The sequence below is a fragment of the Variovorax sp. N23 genome, assembly GCF_025486315.1.
Classification (GTDB): domain Bacteria; phylum Pseudomonadota; class Gammaproteobacteria; order Burkholderiales; family Burkholderiaceae_C; genus Variovorax.
The window spans coordinates 204,492-221,188 of record NZ_JAOOPY010000007.1 but is presented as its reverse complement, the minus strand read 5'-3'; the positions used below and the strand labels follow the sequence as shown (position 1 = coordinate 221,188).

General features: G+C 64.2%; 13 protein-coding genes. 10 read left to right on the top strand and 3 right to left on the bottom strand.

Annotated elements, in window-relative coordinates; translation table 11 throughout:
- Nucleotides 1-30: 30 nt before the first annotated feature.
- The 10 genes from mltG (at nt 31) to N8A90_RS13270 (ending at nt 8,660) form a co-directional block, all read left to right on the top strand.
- Entirely contained in the window at nt 31-1,053 is a 1,023-nt protein-coding gene (mltG, locus tag N8A90_RS13310) for an endolytic transglycosylase MltG (RefSeq protein ID WP_262075387.1), read from the top strand.
- Nucleotides 1,050-1,688 (top strand): dTMP kinase, encoded by a 639-nt coding sequence (gene tmk, locus N8A90_RS13305; RefSeq protein ID WP_262075386.1) that lies wholly within the window; start codon nt 1,050-1,052, stop codon nt 1,686-1,688. Before mltG ends, tmk begins: the two co-directional genes overlap by 4 nt.
- Nucleotides 1,685-2,686, top strand: coding sequence for a DNA polymerase III subunit delta' (locus N8A90_RS13300; RefSeq protein ID WP_262075385.1), 1,002 nt, complete (start codon nt 1,685-1,687; stop codon nt 2,684-2,686). Before tmk ends, N8A90_RS13300 begins: the two co-directional genes overlap by 4 nt.
- A complete protein-coding gene (locus tag N8A90_RS13295) occupies nt 2,683-3,051 on the top strand; it encodes a PilZ domain-containing protein (RefSeq protein ID WP_262075384.1) in 369 nt (122 codons plus the stop codon). Before N8A90_RS13300 ends, N8A90_RS13295 begins: the two co-directional genes overlap by 4 nt.
- 66 nt (nt 3,052-3,117) lie before the next feature.
- Nucleotides 3,118-3,927, top strand: coding sequence for a TatD family hydrolase (locus tag N8A90_RS13290; protein ID WP_262075383.1), 810 nt, complete (start codon nt 3,118-3,120; stop codon nt 3,925-3,927).
- Nucleotides 3,924-4,586, top strand: coding sequence for an ankyrin repeat domain-containing protein (locus N8A90_RS13285; RefSeq protein WP_262075382.1), 663 nt, complete (start codon nt 3,924-3,926; stop codon nt 4,584-4,586). Before N8A90_RS13290 ends, N8A90_RS13285 begins: the two co-directional genes overlap by 4 nt.
- Before the next feature lie 790 nt (nt 4,587-5,376).
- Nucleotides 5,377-6,453: a site-specific integrase gene (locus N8A90_RS13280; RefSeq protein ID WP_410087676.1), complete on the top strand. Its 1,077-nt coding sequence runs from the start codon at nt 5,377-5,379 to the stop codon at nt 6,451-6,453.
- A gap of 83 nt (nt 6,454-6,536) precedes the next feature.
- Entirely contained in the window at nt 6,537-6,713 is a 177-nt protein-coding gene (locus N8A90_RS25490) for a hypothetical protein (protein WP_410087675.1), read from the top strand.
- Nucleotides 6,714-6,873: 160 nt separating this feature from the next.
- The gene (locus tag N8A90_RS13275; protein ID WP_262075381.1) at nt 6,874-8,178 is read left to right on the top strand and encodes a hypothetical protein; all 1,305 of its coding nucleotides are present in this window, start codon (nt 6,874-6,876) and stop codon (nt 8,176-8,178) included.
- Between the two features lie 14 nt (nt 8,179-8,192).
- Entirely contained in the window at nt 8,193-8,660 is a 468-nt protein-coding gene (locus N8A90_RS13270; protein ID WP_262075380.1) for a hypothetical protein, read from the top strand.
- A 44-nt stretch (nt 8,661-8,704) separates the two neighbouring features.
- On the opposite strand, the gene N8A90_RS13265 is transcribed toward N8A90_RS13270, so the two are convergent.
- Genes N8A90_RS13265 through N8A90_RS13255 form a run of 3 tightly spaced genes read right to left on the bottom strand, consistent with a single transcriptional unit; the run spans nt 8,705 to nt 16,691 of the window.
- Nucleotides 8,705-10,888: a hypothetical protein gene (locus N8A90_RS13265; RefSeq protein WP_262075379.1), complete on the bottom strand. Its 2,184-nt coding sequence runs from the start codon at nt 10,886-10,888 to the stop codon at nt 8,705-8,707.
- The gene (locus N8A90_RS13260) at nt 10,888-15,006 is read right to left on the bottom strand and encodes a hypothetical protein (protein WP_262075378.1); all 4,119 of its coding nucleotides are present in this window, start codon (nt 15,004-15,006) and stop codon (nt 10,888-10,890) included. The genes N8A90_RS13265 and N8A90_RS13260 overlap by 1 nt, the downstream gene beginning before the upstream one ends.
- Nucleotides 15,003-16,691, bottom strand: a complete 1,689-nt coding sequence (locus tag N8A90_RS13255; RefSeq protein ID WP_262075377.1) for a glyoxalase superfamily protein — start codon at nt 16,689-16,691, stop codon at nt 15,003-15,005. Before N8A90_RS13255 ends, N8A90_RS13260 begins: the two co-directional genes overlap by 4 nt.
- Nucleotides 16,692-16,697: the final 6 nt, after the last annotated feature.

Here is a 16,697-nt window from a genome sequence, read left to right as displayed (position 1 = left end):
GTCGCCCATTCTCTTTTTCCTGGCTTTCGCTTGCGCCGCTTCTTCCTGACTCTTTTTCTGCTCGCCGCGCTCACGGCCCTGGGTGTCGGCGCCTGGGGCTTGTGGTGGGTGCATCGCCCGCTCGACCTCCCGGCGCCGAGCGTCGACCTGTCGGTCGAACCCGGCACCACGCCGCGCGGCGTCGCCGAGGCCGTGGCCGCGACCGGCACGCGCGTGCCGCCGCAACTGCTCTACGCCTGGTTCCGTTTCTCCGGGCAGGACCGGCAGATCCGCGCCGGCAGCTATGAGCTGGAGCGCGGCGTCACGCCGCGCACCTTGCTCAACATGCTCGTGCGCGGCGAGGAGGCGACCCGCAGCCTGGTGCTGGTCGAGGGCTGGAACTTCCGCCAGGTGCGTGCGGCGCTGGCCAAGGCCGAGCAGCTCAAGCCTGAAACGGTGGGCGAGAGCGACAGCGCGCTGATGGCCCGGCTCGGCCGCCCCGGCGTCCACCCGGAAGGGCGCTTCTTCCCGGACACCTACACCTACTCCAAGGGCTCCACCGACACCGCGCTGCTGCAGCGGGCGATGCGGGCCATGGACAAGAAGCTGGAAGCCGCCTGGGCCGCGCGCGCCAGCGACCTGCCGTTGAAGTCGGCCGAAGAGGCGCTCATCCTCGCCAGCATTGTCGAAAAGGAGACAGGCCAGGCCAAGGATCGCCCGGAGGTCGCTGCCGTGTTCGCGAACCGGTTGCGCGTGGGCATGCCGCTGCAGACCGACCCGACCGTCATCTACGGCCTGGGCGCCGCCTTCGACGGCAACCTTCGCAAGAAAGATCTGCAGACCGACACGCCCTGGAACACCTACACCCGCGGCGGCCTGCCGCCGACGCCGATCGCGATGCCGGGCAAGGCGGCGCTGCTCGCTGCCGTGCAGCCGGCACAGAGCAAGTCGCTCTATTTCGTCTCCCGCGGCGACGGCTCCAGCCATTTCAGCAGCTCGCTCGACGAGCACAACCGGGCCGTGAACCGCTACCAGCGCGGCATCGAGCCCAAACCGAAGAGCAACGGACCATGAGCGGACTCTTTCTGACGCTGGAAGGCATCGACGGCGCGGGCAAGTCGAGCCACATCGACGCGCTCGAGGCGCTGTTCCGCGCCGCCGGCCGTACCGTGACACGCACCCGCGAGCCGGGCGGCACGCCGCTGGCCGAGACGCTGCGCGGGCTGATCCTGTCGCAGCCCATGGATGCCCTGACCGAATCGCTGCTGGTCTTCGCGGCGCGGCGCGACCACATCGTGCAGGTGATCGCGCCCGCTCTGGCGCGCGGCGACGTCGTGCTGTGCGACCGCTTCACCGACGCTACCTTCGCCTACCAGGGCGCGGGCCGCGGCTTCGACGTCGGCGTGCTGTCGACATTGGAACAGTGGGCGCAGGCGGGGCAGGGCGCCGCCGACGACGACGGTCTGCTCCAGCCCGACATCACGCTGTGGTTCGACCTGAAGCCGGAAGTCGCCGCCGAACGGCTGGCCGGCGCACGCCTGCCGGACAAGTTCGAGGCGCAGCCGGTCGAGTTCTTCCGGCGCGTGGCCGCCGGCTATGCCGAACGTGCAGCGGCCACGCGCTTCGTCCGCATCGACGCCGACCGCCCGCGTGAGCAGGTGTGGCAGCAGGTCGAAGCCGCATTGCGCGAACGCGGGCTGATCGCATGACGACGATGTCGCCCTGGCTGGTTCGCCCGCTGTCCGATCTGTTGCGCCAGCGCGCGCATGCCTGGCTCTTGCAGGGGCCGTCCGGGCTCGGTCAGTACGAGTTGGCGCTGGCGCTGGCCTCGGCCTGGCTGTGCGAGCAGCCGAGCGGCGAGGGCGCCTGCGGCCATTGCCCGAGCTGCCACGCGATCGCGGTGCGCACCCACGCCGACCTGTGCGTGCTGATGCCCGAGGTCGCCATGATGGAACTGGGCTGGCCGCTCGACGAGAAGTCGCAGGCCGACATCGAGGACAAGAAGCGCAAGCCCAGCCGCGAGATCCGCGTCGAGGCGATGCGCGAGGCCGTCGGCTTTGCGCAGCGCACCAGTGCACGCGGGCGCGGCAAGGTGGTGCTGGTCTATCCGGCCGAACGCATGAACGCGATCACGGCCAATGCTTTGCTCAAGACGCTCGAAGAGCCGGTCGGCGACGTCCGCTTCGTGCTCGCCAGCGAGGCGGCGTGGCAGTTGCTGCCGACCATCCGCAGCCGCTGCCTGGGCTTCACGTTGCCGTGGCCGACGGACAGCGAATCCATCGCGTGGCTGGCGGCACACGATGTGCCCGCCGCCGACGCGCCCGCCTTGTTGCGCGCGGCCGGCGGACGACCGAGCGATGCGCTGCGCCTGGCCCGCACCGGCCAATCGCCCAAAGCCTGGTCGCTGCTGCCCAAGGCCATGCAGCGCGGCGACGTCGGCGCGCTGAGCGACCACGCGCCGCCGCAAGCCATCGATGCGCTGCAGAAGCTCTGCCACGACCTCATGGCCGTGGGCACTGGCGCCGCACCGCGATTCTTCGCCGAGGCGGAGCTGCCGCCGGCTCCCTCGCCGATGGTGCTGGCCCGCTGGTCGAAGTCGCTCGCCGCAGCGGCGCGAACCGCCGAGCATCCCTTCAATCCGGGCCTCATGCTCGAGGCGCTTGTGAGCGAGGCGCGAAGCGCCCTAAACTCGGGCCGTCGCCCATGAACACGCCCATCGCCACATCCGCGCCCTCCCGTCCCAGCGTCATCCAGCTGGCGATCAAGGAGAAAGGGGCGCTCTATGCCGCCTACATCCCGCTCTTCGCGGAGGGCGGCATCTTCATTCCGACAGCGCGCGAGTACCGGCTGGGCGACGACGTCTACGTGCTGCTCACGCTGCCGGACGACCCACAGCGCTATCCGGTGGCCGGCAAGGTCGCCTGGATCACGCCGGCACGCGCCGCCGGCAGCCGCGCACCGGGCGTCGGCGTGCGCTTTCCGGCGGACGAAAAGTCGCGCCAGCTCAAGGCCCGCATCGAGGAAGTGCTGGGCGGCTCGATGGCGTCGGACCGCCCCACCCAGACCATCTGACCCCGCGCATTCGCGCCTGACGCCCCCGCCCGGCGGCGCGCCCGCTTTGCCATTGCAGCCTCGCTCATGTTCACCGATTCCCACTGCCACCTGACCTTTCCCGAGTTCGCCAGCCAGATGACGGAGGTCCGCGCGGCGATGGCCGAAGCCCGCGTCGACCGGGCGCTGTGCATCTGCACCAAGCTCGAGGAGTTCGACGACGTGCAGGGCCTGGCGGCGCGCTACGACAACTTCTGGGCCAGCGTCGGCGTGCATCCCGACAACGAAGACATCATCGAGCCGAGCATCGACGACCTGGTGCGGCGCGCGGCGCGTCCCAAGGTGGTCGCCATCGGCGAGACCGGGCTCGACTACTACCAGATGGAAGCGCGCAAGGGCGGCCGCAGCATCGCCGACATGGAATGGCAGCGTGACCGCTTCCGCGTCCACATCCGGGCGGCGCAGCAGGTGCGCATGCCGCTGGTGATCCACACGCGCGAAGCGTCGGCCGACACGCTGGCCATCCTGAGGGAGGAGGGCGAGGTCGGGTCGGGCCCGGCCGCGGGCGGGGTGTTCCACTGCTTCACCGAGACGGCCGAGGTGGCGCGCGCGGCCCTCGACCTGGGCTTCTACATCTCGTTCTCCGGCATCCTGACCTTCAAGAAGGCACAGGATCTGAGGGATGTTGCCGCCTTCGTCCCACTCGACCGCATGCTGATCGAGACCGACAGTCCCTACCTGGCTCCGGTGCCGTACCGTGGCAAGACCAACAATCCCTCGTACGTGCCGCTGGTCGCGCAGCAGATCGCGCAGTTGCGCGGTGTGTCCGTCGAAACCGTTGCAGAGGCCACGAGCCGCAACTTCGAGAGCCTGTTCACGGGCGTTCAAAAAACATGAGAAATCTGGCGAGGTTCTGCCTCTATCTTCTTGCTGTGACGGTCTTTTCTGCCGCCCAGGCAGACTCCTTCAATGACTTCTTCCGCGCGGTCCGAAGCGACAACGCGAGTGGCGTCGAATCGCTGTTGCGCCGTGGCTTCGACCCGAACACGCGCGACGAGCACGGAATGACGGGCTTGCTGCTCGCGATCCGGGAGCCTTCGCCGCGCGTCATCCAGGTGCTGCTGGCGTCGCCGCAGATCAAGGTCGAACTCCGCAACGGCAATGACGAGAGCCCGTTGATGCTGGCCGCGATCAAGGGCCAGATGGATCTGGTCAAGCAGCTCATCGCCCGCGACGCGGACATCAACAAGCCCGGCTGGACCGCGCTGCACTATGCGGCGAGCAGCGGCCAGGTCGAGATCATGAAGCTGCTGCTGGAGAAGTATGCCTTCATCGACGCGCAGTCGCCCAATGGCACGACACCGCTGATGATGGCGGCGATGTACGGATCGCCCGAGAGCGTGAAGCTGCTGCTGGACGAAGGCGCAGACCCGTCGATGAAGAACCAGCAGAACATGACTGCCATGGACTTCGCGGTGCGAGGCCAGCGTCCGGATGCGGTGGAGTTGCTGAAATCAGCGGTCCGGGCCAAGGCGTCCGGCGACGGCAAGTGGTAGTGGGCGGCTGACCGGGGGGTCATGACCCAGGTTGGCGTCGCTTGTATTTTATACAATGTATATTATGTTAAATAATAGGCGCCACATGAGCGTCAGGCGCCATATGGCGCCGGCCTCCAGAACAAGCGGGCGGAAAGATCCAACGTTTTTTGAGCAACGCTGCAACAAACGCCCTTTTCGGATGGCCCGCAAAAAAAGGTTCAGCTTTGCTCAACGTGCAGGAATAGTAGAAGCTTTGCCCACGAAGAGTCGGGCATTCCAACATTTGAAGAAGACACGGCCAACATTCACGGTCGAAGCCCGACTAAGGATTTGTTGGAGGCTCTTGGCCGGGGACTGCCTCTGCCGCTCTGACGCGTTTTGCGGCGCGCATTTGATCCAACTCGACAGCTTGACCGCAGCGGCGCCCGCACCTTACGCGATTCGTTGGATGTGGCAATGTAGATCACCAAGCTCGCATCGAATTCGACGTCCAGCGCTGCGTCACGTACCTTTCCCACCGTTGTCGGCTTGAGCAAGAATTGAAGCGGCGCAAGCGGGTTTGCTGTATAGGACGCGACGACGGCCTGCGCTGAGTCAGTCCAAAAGTTCGATCGCATATTGGAATCGGTCGTCGCGCAAATGCCGATTGCCCGCCGCTCGAGTGCAGCGGTTCTCCCACCCCTTGCCGCGCGCCCTTTTTGACGCAAAAATGTTAGGTACGATAAAAGAACGTTATCGTGTTTAGAGCTAGATTTCGGGCGATGTCGACAGCTAAAGATCTTCCAGACGAACCGACACCGGCATTCAGATGATCAGTTTGCTTCCACCTGCACTCAAGCGTCACCCGCTGCTCGATCCGACGCGGCTGTCGCAGCTAACGCAACAGGCCGCCGACGAGCTGCTCAGTGAAGGCGACTCGGCGAACACGCTCGCGTCGTACCGTTCCGCACTGCGCTACTGGTCGGCCTGGTACGCGGCGCGGTATGGCCAGACCTTGCGTCTACCGGTGCCGCCACCGGTGGTGATCCAGTTCATCGTCGACCACGCGCAGCGCACGACACGTGCCGGCCTGGCGACACAGCTTCCGCCGACCGTCGACCAGGCACTCGTGGCCGCCGGCCTCAAAGGCAAGTTGGGTGCGCCGTCCTTGAACACGTTGGTCCACCGTATATCCGTGTTGTCCAAGGCGCATCAGTTGGCACGCCATCCCAACCCGTGCGCGGATCCAGCGGTCCGCGAACTCCTAGCCAAGACGCGACGCGCGTATGCAAAACGCGGCGCCCTGCCCCACAAGCAACGGGCACTCACCAGGGAACCGCTGCAGGCGGTGCTGGACACGTGCGACGACAGCTTGCGCGGACTGCGCGATCGCGCCCTCCTCCTCTTCGCCTGGTCCACAGGTGGGCGTCGGCGCTCCGAGGTGGCCAATGCACGCCTGGAGAATCTGCGCCGTGTGCGGGAAGGCGAATACCTTTACACGCTGTCCCACTCCAAGACCAACCAGAGCGGCGTCGCCCGGCCGGAGGATGTCAAGCCTCTTGTGGGCACGGCGGCGGAGGCGATGGAGACTTGGCTGGACGCCGGCAAGATCCAATCGGGCGCCCTTTTCCGGCGGGTGCGCAAGGGCGGCCACGTTGGCGAGCCTCTCAGCGCCCATGCGGTGCGAGAGATCGTCAAGGATCGCTGTGCGCTCGCAGGAATCGAGGGAGACTTCTCGGCGCACTCGCTCCGCTCCGGCTTCGTCACCGAGGCGGGCCGTCGCAATCATTCCTTGCCCGACACCATGGCGCTTACCGGTCACCGGAGCGTGCCGACCGTGTTGGGGTACTTTCGCGCTGAAGCATCGCTCGCGTCGCCCTTGGCGCGTCTAATCGACGACGACTAGGCAATTGCCGCCTGCCCTCGCCCACCCCGGCCTTCGTCGAGGACGCAGAGGACATCCGGCCCTTTTGCAGTCGGTAGACGGAGGTGCTGGCCGCTGTCCGCAATGCTGGCTACCGCACCGCGCACGTCTTCCCGGCAATGTCCCTGGCTTTGTCAGTCGAGCTCGGCCGCCAGCTTTTGCCGAAGGCGGACGCTGCCATGGAGATTTGGGACTATCAGCAGGAACAGTTCTCGTGCGCGCACCGGCTCGGGTCTGACTGAAGATCTGTACGCAATCGAATGTCTAAACCTGTGCCTTCCCGTCCCAGGACCAATGCCGGACGCCTGATGGTCGTGGGTGGACGCCTACTTAAAATGACTCAGAAGGCATGTAAAAAAGAGGGACCCAAAAATGGACGGGCAGCGGACTGAGGCAGATGGTGTGACGCCACCCGGAATGGCGCAGCCGAACGCCCCGCGCAAGTACAAGTGGGGCGGGCGGCCGTTTGGCGTAGACCAAGAGACGGCCGACGGAGCCTACGGCGTCCTTGAGTCGTCTTTCACGAAGGCGTGGCTTGAGGGTCGACAGGAGCATCGCCTTCAGAAGGTCTGGGGCCGAGACGACTTCCTAGCAGGGTACGAATTGTTCCTGTTTGGCAGAGCCCTGCAGCGCGTCAAGGACTTGGACGCGAAGAAGGCTCAGGAGCTCGTTCGCGCTATTCGTAAGGGCGGGACGACTGCACATGGCCTGCTTTATGAAGTACAGGCGCTGGCTATGCTCGCTGAAGGCGGCCATCACGTTGCTGGCACGCCAAAGAACGAGCCTGGGTACGACGCGCTTGTCCGGTTCGACAATGGCATGACGATGCGGTGGTCGTTCAAGAACCACGACCAGTCCGACCGCGAGCGAGTGTTCCGGGAGCGCTGCCAAAAGTTGTACGAGCATCTTCATGCGTACGCAGGCGTCGGCGCACTGGAGCGGCTTTTGGTGCTCGCGGACCGCCATCTCGGGCCGGAGGACTTCGGCGCAATTACGCTGGCGCTCAAAGCCCTACCGGTCGGCCGAATTATGAATGTCTTGCCGCAGGTCGATGTATTGCTATCCAAGGTTGTCGCTCCTGAAGGCGAGCAGCCCTTCGCGCTCGACGCCCGGTCAACTCAGCTGACGATTGTTGCAACGCACCACGCCATCGAACAGAGCAACTTCACCAGCAAGTTGGCCAAGGCGGCGGCGAACATGCAGAAGCACTGTCCTCGCAAGGAGAAATTTTCGAACGTGGTGCTCATGCGCGTCCACCCTACGGCGGATGTTGCGCAGCTGCAGGCGGTAGCCACCGAAATGTTGAACCGCGACGGGTGTGTAGTCGATGCCGTGGTTCTCCATCAGCCCAGCGTTACCAGGGAAAACAGCAATTGGAGCCTCGTTTCCCACGTCCAGATGGCTCTTGGGCCGCACTACCCGCTAAATTGCCCTCTTAAGATGGTGCTTCCTGCAGGAATGGTCAGCACCTCACCGTCGCCGACCATCTTGAGGTCAGATGACCAGCACATCGGGTTGACGGGAAAGTACCTGTTCCAGAGAGGACTCCACGTCCGAGAAGCACAAAGACGGGAAGACGGCTCCTTGTGGGGCGAGCTGACGGCGCCCGCGGATGGAATCCAGGAGCAAAGCATCTTCTCGATGGGCGGCAGGCGCCTGCGTTTCGGAGGACGGCACCCCGTGAGCGATGAACTTTTCCTCATCTAGTACCGAGCAACACTATGAATCACCCCAGCATGTTCCGCCTGGTCGGCGTCCCCCACCGCTTCTTCGGTGAGACTCATATCATCGTCAGCGTCTGGCGTGAAGGCAGCGTCTGGAAGGCGGAATACAGCATCCTGAGCAAACGCCCCGCCGAACACCTTGAGCAATGCGTCATCGACTTCGACGTGAACGGCTATCCGACGGAGCTCCCGCCTGTAGATGCGCCCTTTATGAAGGGCGAGGCGCTACGGCAAGCGCAAAACGACCTCATTCTGGAACTAGAAAAGCGCGCGACAGAAGCCGGCCGCGAGGACCTTGCCTACATGCCACTAGACCTGGAACCTGAGGCCATCACCCCAGTGACTCTGTGGGCACGCAGCGCATACCCGCAGAAGTTCGTCGACATGTACAACGGGACGAAGTCCCAAGACTTGAAGCGGTATCTTCAGATTGTCATGAGCATGGCTAGGTTTAAGTCGGCCTGACGCTGGGGCCTGCAAGTGCGCGCGTCGCGGACCTGCCGGTCCGGTCAATTTTCCAGTGCAAGCCTAGCGAGCTTCTCCAGCACGCTCATCTTCGAGTTGTCGCCACCGACCAGGACTCCGTTAGTCATGGTGTGCAAGTACAGCTGAACAAGCGGTAGGTCCAAGAGGCCAGACATCGTGAGCGCCCCACCGGCGCCGTAGTGCATCACGTCTCGCATCCCGGAGAGCGCATCGCCCGAGCCGCTGACGCCGCCCTCTGGGGGCACGAACAACCGCACGTACGTCCCGCAGTCCTGTACCGCTATCCGAAGGCCCACCCGCTCGCCGTGTTTCATGTGCCCTGGCTTGAACATAGAGATGTAGTACGGCAGCAGGTTGAACTCGCGGCCCTTCGAAAGGAACCGTCCTTTGCTGCCTTCCTCGCGCCGCTCGGCCAGGTAGCCGTCTTGGGCGGCAATGGCGTGCTCAATGCCTTCGTAGCTGTCGTTCAAGATAATTTTCGGCACGAAGGCACCTTTCCAGACCGTCAGCCGCTCCCCGGTCGCCTGGTCGACCACCCAGAACTGCCCGTCTCGGACGGCGTCCTTACCTTGCTCCTGCAGGAACTCGTACTCGAACACCAGGTCGAGAACCGCACCGGCATTGCCCCAGGGCGTCCGACGCACCCGAACGACCTCGATGGTGTCGCCGAGCACCCGCACGTCGACCGCAGCGATGGTCTGTTCAGGGTCTGCGCGGCCGGGCAAGCGCGTGCGCCGAGTAGCCAGCAACGTGAGGTTCGCCGGCGTGCCGTGCGGCATGGAAGGCACCGTGACCGGCTTCCGGCCGAGGAGCACTTCCTTGAGGGACAGCTCCACCAGGCACCGCTTCAGTGCCTCCTGCAGCTGCCGGCCGTCCGCGTCGTCAGCCTTGCCGGGGCGAAGAGCCGCGAGGTCCTTGGGGCCGTAGTCGAGGCCTTGAGTCGCCGCTACGAAAGTGTTCCGGGCGAGCAGGTGCCGGTACTTGGCCTCAGTGTAGGGGTCAGCACTTCCCTCGCCCTTGGCCAGCGCCGTATAGGCGGCTGCAGTCTTGGCGGGCTGCAGCTCCGTCGCGGGTGCCTTGGCCAGGCGCACGCTCCCGAGGTCTTCGTCGCCCTTGCCGTTCAGGAATAGGTAGTTGACGGTGGGCAGCAGTTCGGCCGGCACTGCAAACGCGACCTGCAGGTCGGGAGCTGGGAAATGCGTCTTCTTGCCGCCAGCCACGTGGTACCCGGGGATGTACTCGCGGAAGCGCTCAAGCGGTGCCATGGCATCGGCGTCCAGCGCGTCCTGGGTGGCGTTCACCACGGTCAGGGGTTGTTGCAGGTTAGCCAGCGGCTCGAGCGGGATGTATGCGTCGTCTACGCAGTGCGTGGCTGCGAAGGTCTCGCGCGCAAACGGAACGCCTGCCTTGGTGAATAGCCGGATGGCGAACTCAGTAAGAAGGTTGAGGTAGTAGAAGCGGGTGCGGCGAATCTTGTCGGTGTCGAGGCTCAGGCCCTCCATCGGGGACTTGCGTCCGTCCTGCTCGTAGAACTCGTCTGGGACGATTCGAGTCACCCCAACCAGGAAGCCCTCGCCGGCGCTGGCCAGCCGGGTAGCTGCAGCAGTCTCTGCGGCCGCCGTAGCCTTGCGTGAGAACCGCTTGGCGGTGACATCACACAGCAGCAGTCCGTGCTTGGTGTTGACCGAGTACTCCGCCCCCGCCAGCTGCAGGTACTTCTTCGATGCCTGACTTGCGCTTCCCAGGTACACCCCGGGACCGAAGCCGCCGCCTACAAACGTGTCCTGCGCGTCAAGTGCTGACGACTCAACCAACTCCTTCATTAACATCAACTCGATGAACTTGCCGGGGCTCCCCGCCACGGCATCCAGCATGCTTTGGGCGTCGAGCTTCGGACGCGGGCCGAGGTACCACGCGTCCTTGCTGGACATGGAGAACGACAGCTTCAGAGCGGCGTCACCTTCCAGGCCCAGCTCCTTAGCAATCCGCGCTCTCAAGAGCTTCGCGCGGTGTCGGAAGAAGCTCACGCCCTTGGGCGAGTCCTCCGTCGCTTTTGGCAACGGGATGGCAATCGGGACCAGCAGGCTGCCCTGGGTGGCCTGCCACCTCGCAAGTGCACGGGCGGCCTCGGCGACAGGGACGGCGAGCCGCAGCGCGCTCAGCCGCGCGTGCGCAACCTCATTGGGTTCAAGACGGCGAATCGGCATTACTTCCCCAGGATCGCTTCGCGGAGGTTGGCGTTCGGCATCCACAGGTCGGTGCCCGTGTTCGGCACGTACAGGGACATGAACCGGATGGTCCCGGCTGGCGGCTTCGTCACCGCAAACTTGTGAGCGCCAAAGAGGTTCACGTACAGCGCGTGCACCTTGTGGTCAGGGAGAAGCTTGCGCAGGCGCTGGTGCTTCTTTTCAGCTTCTTCCTGGAGCTGCTGCTTCTTGAAGCTGTCGGTGCTGCGAGTCCAGTTCTTCAGGTCCACAGCCACCAGCACGCCGGGCTGCGGGACGATGTAGTAGTCGAACAGTTGGTAGAGCTCTGCGTAGAAGGGATGGTCAGCCAGCGGCAGGTATTCCACCGGCCCGCCACCCAGCTGCAGGCTCTTGGGCCAGACGTTGAACTGCCCGCCGACGTACTGCTCGAACTCCAGTTCGGCGATGTAGCCCTTCATGATTTCAGTCACGAACCAGGGCTGCGGCAGCAGGCGCGTGGTCTTTTCGGCGAGCTTGAAGCCACGCCACTCCTTCAACAGGCCTTGGGTGCTGGATGACAGCTGGCTGATGAGTCCTTCCGGCGCGACCATGCCAATCCAGTTGTAGGCGTCGGCGCCGTCCGCCGCGTCCGTGATGACACGCTCTACGATGCCGGCCGCACCGAAGTCAACGGTGTACGCGTCCGCCATCGAAGGCACCTCGACGAAGCAACCATTCCGGTAGTCCCCGGGAACGCCAGCGGCTGCCAGCTTCTCGAGGTACTTGAGAGGGTCGCTGAACATCAGGGAGTCGAACAGGCGCTCCCATGTCGTGCGGGCCGTCGGGTCGGACCGGAAGCGCGCGGGCATCTGGCTGGTGAACTTCCGGAAGGCGACTGCCTTTTTCAGGCTGTCCCGGTGGTCGGCCTGTCGCTCATCGTCAGACGGGAAAATACCGGTCTCGATGTTGTGCACGCGAATCTGCTCCAGCACCGCGCGTTGGGCGGGCGACGCCCGCTTGCGCAGCTCCGGCGCATGACGCATTCCCAAGTGCACCATACGCGCCGCTTCTGAGCTCACGTACAGGTGCTGAGTTGGCATTTGCTCGTTCGAGCGCTCGCCACGCCCAAGTGCCTGGAATACGGTACGCGTGATATCGATGAAATGCTCTTTGCGCAGTCGGCGCCACTTGTTTCGGGAGTACTCGAACAGCAGGTCGCCCTTCGACATGGACGCCCAGTTCTCGTTCTCGTCCCGAATCACCTGGGCGAAGCTCTGGAACATTTCCATCGAGAAACCAGAGGAGCCCGGGCGGGTGTGCCGGGTGTAGTACGGGTCGTTCAGCAGGCAGAACAGCTCGAAGTCCTGCTTCTTCCCGTTGTGCCGGGTGAGGAAGTTGATGCCGCGCGATGCGGACTTGTAGGCGGTCCAGAGCAGCAGCTTCTTGTTGCTGATGTCCAAGGCCTTCTCCAGGTCCTCGCTGAACTGGCCCTTATCGTCTTCTTCCTCCAGCGCGCCTGTCTTGGTCTTATCACGCTTGCGGAAGCGCGCAGCGGAGTACAGGACAACCGTGATGTCGTCCGTAGGGCCGAAGTCGCGGTAGCTGGGGAGCGCACGAGAGTGGATGGTGAAGAGCTCGCCTGTCGTGTCGTTCTGGGTCACCAACCCGGTAGGCTGGTTGGCCAGACGCATCAGGCACTTACGCACGTGCTGCGTGGTCTGGCAAAGGACCAAGCCCGAGCGCATCGACGTGGACAGCATTTTGTCCAGACTGGCTACCAGCCCGGCGAGCTCGTCGCGCTTGTAGCTGTTCATCTGCGCGTAGCCGGGCTCGTCTTTCTTCGGTCTTGCGTCTTCGAACACCTGCAGCAAGCCCTTGAAGCTGCGGGAAACCGCAAACGTGCGAGCCGGGTCGCGGTCGTCGAGAATGACGACCTTCCGCACACGCTGTTTGAGCTGTTTCTCGGCATGCGCGGACACCACCTCCAGCTCGTCCTCGCCCATCTCGGCGAATAGGCCACCGCGGGACTCGAGACACCGCTTAAGGTGCGGCGTGTTGAAGGCGCCAGACGACGCAGACTGCAGGCCACCTGTGGCGCTCATCAGGTACACGCCGTTTGTGCGCCCGAGCGCGTGCACGATGTCTTCCTCCGGCGTGGCGCGCAGCGACGTGATGGTCAGCGTCAAGCTGACGTCCGCCGTCATGTTGTATTCCTCGTGCTGGTTGCGGCTCTCCTCCAGCGTGACCACGCTCTTGGTGTCTTTGAACAGGAACGTGTCTGTCAGCAGCTCCTTGTCGCTGGTCTCGGCTGCCAGGCCTTCCTCGGTCGCGCGGCCGTCGAACAGCCGGCGAACGTCCGAGCGGAAGCGGTCCAGGCTTGGGTAGCGCTCCTGGTCGGTCTTCGACATCTCGATGGCGTTCTCGCCGCTGGTGGCAGCCAGCACCGAGGCCATGAAGACGACCAGGTTCAGGTAGTCGAGAAGCGTGAAGGCGTCTCCCGGCACGTCGCCATCGTGATAGTCCAGCCTGATGGTCTGGTGGGCCGTGTCGCGGGTCAACTGCACCTGGCGCAGGAACTCCGTGTCCATGACGCTGGCCGACTCGGTGAAGAACGTCTGGCCAGGCTGGTCCAGCACCTCGCCGTAGGTCGACCGGCTCATTGTGAAGAACTTCTTGTTCGCGACCAGCTCGTGCAGGTCCCGGAAGGTCTCATAGGCAGTGCTGCCCTGGCGCGTGATGATCAGCACGTAGTCCCGGATGCGCTTGAGCACGCGGGCCTTCTGCCGGAACCGCTTGAAGTCGGCATGGGCATCGTTGCGGTCGTGCAGCTGCGCAAGCACCAGGAGCAGCTCGTTGTCGTCAAACCGAGTGGCCGCGGCCGGCGCTTGCGCGGTCAGGTGCTTGCGCAGGATTTCCACCCGGCGCACGTCATTTATGTACTTGGCGCTGGTTCTCGATACCTCCATCGCGAACTCGTCTTCGACGGCTCTGCTGACTTGAGCAAATTGCTCCAAGTGGTCGTACACCTTCGTCGCCAAAGCGAGGTCCGCCGGCCCGTCGCGCCGCAGCTTCTCGAAGGCCATGGGCCAGCGCAGGTCAGAGTACTGGAAGAACTCCGAAATGACCAGGTTTAGGTCGTTGCGCCCTCCGGAGTTCACCACCGACTTGCGCTGGTCAAAGAGGTACCAGTAGGAGTCCTCCTCCTCGTCGACGAATGTGACCACACGGGCGGAGTCTGGCCGGCCAGAGACCAAGCGGCCGAAGTAGCTGCCGTCCCGGTTCAGTTCCCCCAGGAACAGCGGCAGGTTGTCGTACTTGTGCGCCTTGAAGCCGCCTTTGCCATCCGGACCATAGACCTGGTGCCCGACCTGCGCCTTGGAGGCGGTGCTGACGATGACGCCCGGGTTGTCAAGGAACGCCTGTAGCGGATGCAGACGGCGAACGAGCTCCGCCACCTCCTTTGCGCGCATGAACCGGTCGGAATCCTGCTTGAGAGCCCGGGTCTCCACGTCCAGCTTGATGAGCCGCCAGACCAAGCCGTCTGCCAGCGTGCGCGCCCGTTGGGCGGCCTTGATGTAGGCCGTGCGGGTGTCCTCGTACGTGTCGTCCGAGGTGGCCATAGTCAGGAAGTTGGACTGCTCGCTGTAGAGCGCCTTCTGCCTAAGCTCGTTGACCCGCGCGCGAACGCTCTTGTCCGTGTTCGCGTGCTTGGCGGAGGTCTCCAGCCGCGGGAACAGGTTCTGGTGCCGCTCAAGCCAGCTGACGAGCGCCAAGCAGGCCTGGAAGAAGCTGCGGTCGTTCAGGTGGTACTCGATGGAGTACAGGCGGTGCACGGGAATGGCGAAGCCCCGCTCCCGAATGGCGGCTTCGATTTCGTCGGCGTACTCGCCCACCTTCTGGTGCTTGGCCAGTTCGTCGCTAAATCCGGCAACTAGCGACTGCAGCGGGGCGATGAACACCGGGATGACATCGCACTTGGTGAACAGCTCGATGCTGAACGCGGCGGCGGTGTAGGTCTTGCCGAACCCGGTGTACCAGTTCAGCAGTTTGACGAAGGGACGCTCGGAGGCCCTGAGATACGGCTCCTTGAAGCCTCTCTGGAAAATGGCGCTGGCGGTTCTGGAAGTCTTGGCGCTCATTTGGCTTCCTCCTCACCACCGTCTAGCGAACCAGAGAACGCGTTTTCTGTCCCCCGGGACACCGATTCCGCATAATCAATGTCCAGTAGGAACGCCCGGCTGGCCCGGATGGAGCGCACCTTGCCTTCGCGCCCCGCCCTCGTGAGCCAGCGCGCGAGCGTTGTGAGGCCGCCGTATGCAACCAGCCCGAGCTTCGCCAATCCATCGAGCAAGTCCTTCCCGGCGCCGGCGCTAATCAGGTACGGGCTATGCCTCGGCACGATGAAATTGATGGGCGCGTCGTCGTCCCGCGCGTCCATCCGAAGCGAAACGCAGAAGCTGTCCACGAGCTCCTGCGCCTTCTTCGCGCGCTCCTCGTCTAGGCCTCGCGGCATGATTGGCTCGACGTCTTCAATGCGGGAAACCAGCGCCCGCAACAAGCCATCGTCCTTGAGCAAGGCGAGTTGCTTGCGCGCTGGCACCAGGATGAAGGACTGTGGGTCGTCTGCATTCAAAGCCATCAAGAGGTTCTCGAACGCACGCAGGCTAAGCTTCTCACCGGTTTTGCGCATGCCGAGCGCCTGGTCGACGACCTCCCGCGCGACTCGGTCAGCCAGGACATGCGCGGACACCGCGCCCCAGTTCACCGCGACGTCAAGCCGTTCTGAATCGAACAACTGGATCCGGCGAACCGTGTCCTCAGGGACCAGGTAGCTTCGGTTCCGGACGATTCGGTTGCGACGGCGCAGGAGCTTTGCCGTTTCCTCGCGGGTCAGCTCCCGCGTGAGAATCTGAGGAACCGCTCCTCCCGTTGACCGCAAGGTCTCCAGCTGCCATCGGTACCGCTTCGTGGATGAGCAGACCCAGTCAAGGCCGTCCAACTCAATCGGTGACGCGGCCTCGAGGTGGTTGTCCTCCATCAGCGTCACCAGCTCGCGCCAGCACTGCAGCTCGTTGCCGCGCGCGACTTCGGCCGCAGAGTAAGGCCCCGGCTCGCAATCGACAACGACCAGCTCACTGTTCAGCGGGTCGTCGGCGTGCTCGTCAGGGTGGGGGTTCTGAAGGCAATACTGGATAGCGGCCACGCCGTCTACGATTGCTTGGTGCTCGGATTCTTCGAACCGCCGGCGAACGCGTTCGGCCGCGGTCACTGCCGCGCGCAGCTGGTTGGAATCTTCCATGTCCCACATGATTTCCAGCAAGGGCACTCGCCGGCCAACCGCGTTGTGTGCGTCCAGCAAAGGCTGCTGGATACCCAAGGCGCCAGGCGTGAACACGAACCTGTAGCTCCTGAGCCCCTTGGCCTTGATGTCGCCGAGGAAGTAGTCAGAGATGACGTCTACCGCATCGTCCCAACCTTCGAGCTCGCGATTGAGCCAGGAGGCAGTCTGCAGGCGGAGTGAGAGGGGCCTCTTCGTGGAAGCCGAGCCACCCTCGTGCCAACTCTTGAAACCGGCAAGCTGCGCGGCGAGCTGCAGGGCGTGGGTGTGCTTGAGAGGAACTCCCTGCGTCTGCAGGGCCGCTCGCAGTCGTTTCGCGAGCGCCTTGACGTCCGCCCCGGGCTGCAGCTCCAGGTTGCGAACGACCATCAAAGCGTCAGCACTGGTGAAACGAGGGATCTTGACTTGGACGAAGGTCCACAGCGCCATGGCGCGGGACTCGTCGAGAGGGTGCGCGGCGTCGACCGCGGAGGAAATGGCTGTCACTGATGA

What these genes read in the sequence shown, in the direction of transcription:
- tmk (WP_262075386.1), top strand. Translation starts at nt 1,050, where the DNA reads ATGAGCGGACTCTTTCTGACGCTGGAAGGCATCGACGGCGCGGGCAAG.
- N8A90_RS13300 (WP_262075385.1), top strand. Translation starts at nt 1,685, where the DNA reads ATGACGACGATGTCGCCCTGGCTGGTTCGCCCGCTGTCCGATCTGTTG.
- N8A90_RS13295 (WP_262075384.1), top strand. Translation starts at nt 2,683, where the DNA reads ATGAACACGCCCATCGCCACATCCGCGCCCTCCCGTCCCAGCGTCATC.
- N8A90_RS13290 (WP_262075383.1), top strand. Translation starts at nt 3,118, where the DNA reads ATGTTCACCGATTCCCACTGCCACCTGACCTTTCCCGAGTTCGCCAGC.
- N8A90_RS13285 (WP_262075382.1), top strand. Translation starts at nt 3,924, where the DNA reads ATGAGAAATCTGGCGAGGTTCTGCCTCTATCTTCTTGCTGTGACGGTC.
- N8A90_RS13280 (WP_410087676.1), top strand. Translation starts at nt 5,377, where the DNA reads ATGATCAGTTTGCTTCCACCTGCACTCAAGCGTCACCCGCTGCTCGAT.
- N8A90_RS13270 (WP_262075380.1), top strand. Translation starts at nt 8,193, where the DNA reads ATGAATCACCCCAGCATGTTCCGCCTGGTCGGCGTCCCCCACCGCTTC.
- N8A90_RS13265 (WP_262075379.1), bottom strand. Translation starts at nt 10,888, where the DNA reads ATGCCGATTCGCCGTCTTGAACCCAATGAGGTTGCGCACGCGCGGCTG.
- N8A90_RS13260 (WP_262075378.1), bottom strand. Translation starts at nt 15,006, where the DNA reads ATGAGCGCCAAGACTTCCAGAACCGCCAGCGCCATTTTCCAGAGAGGC.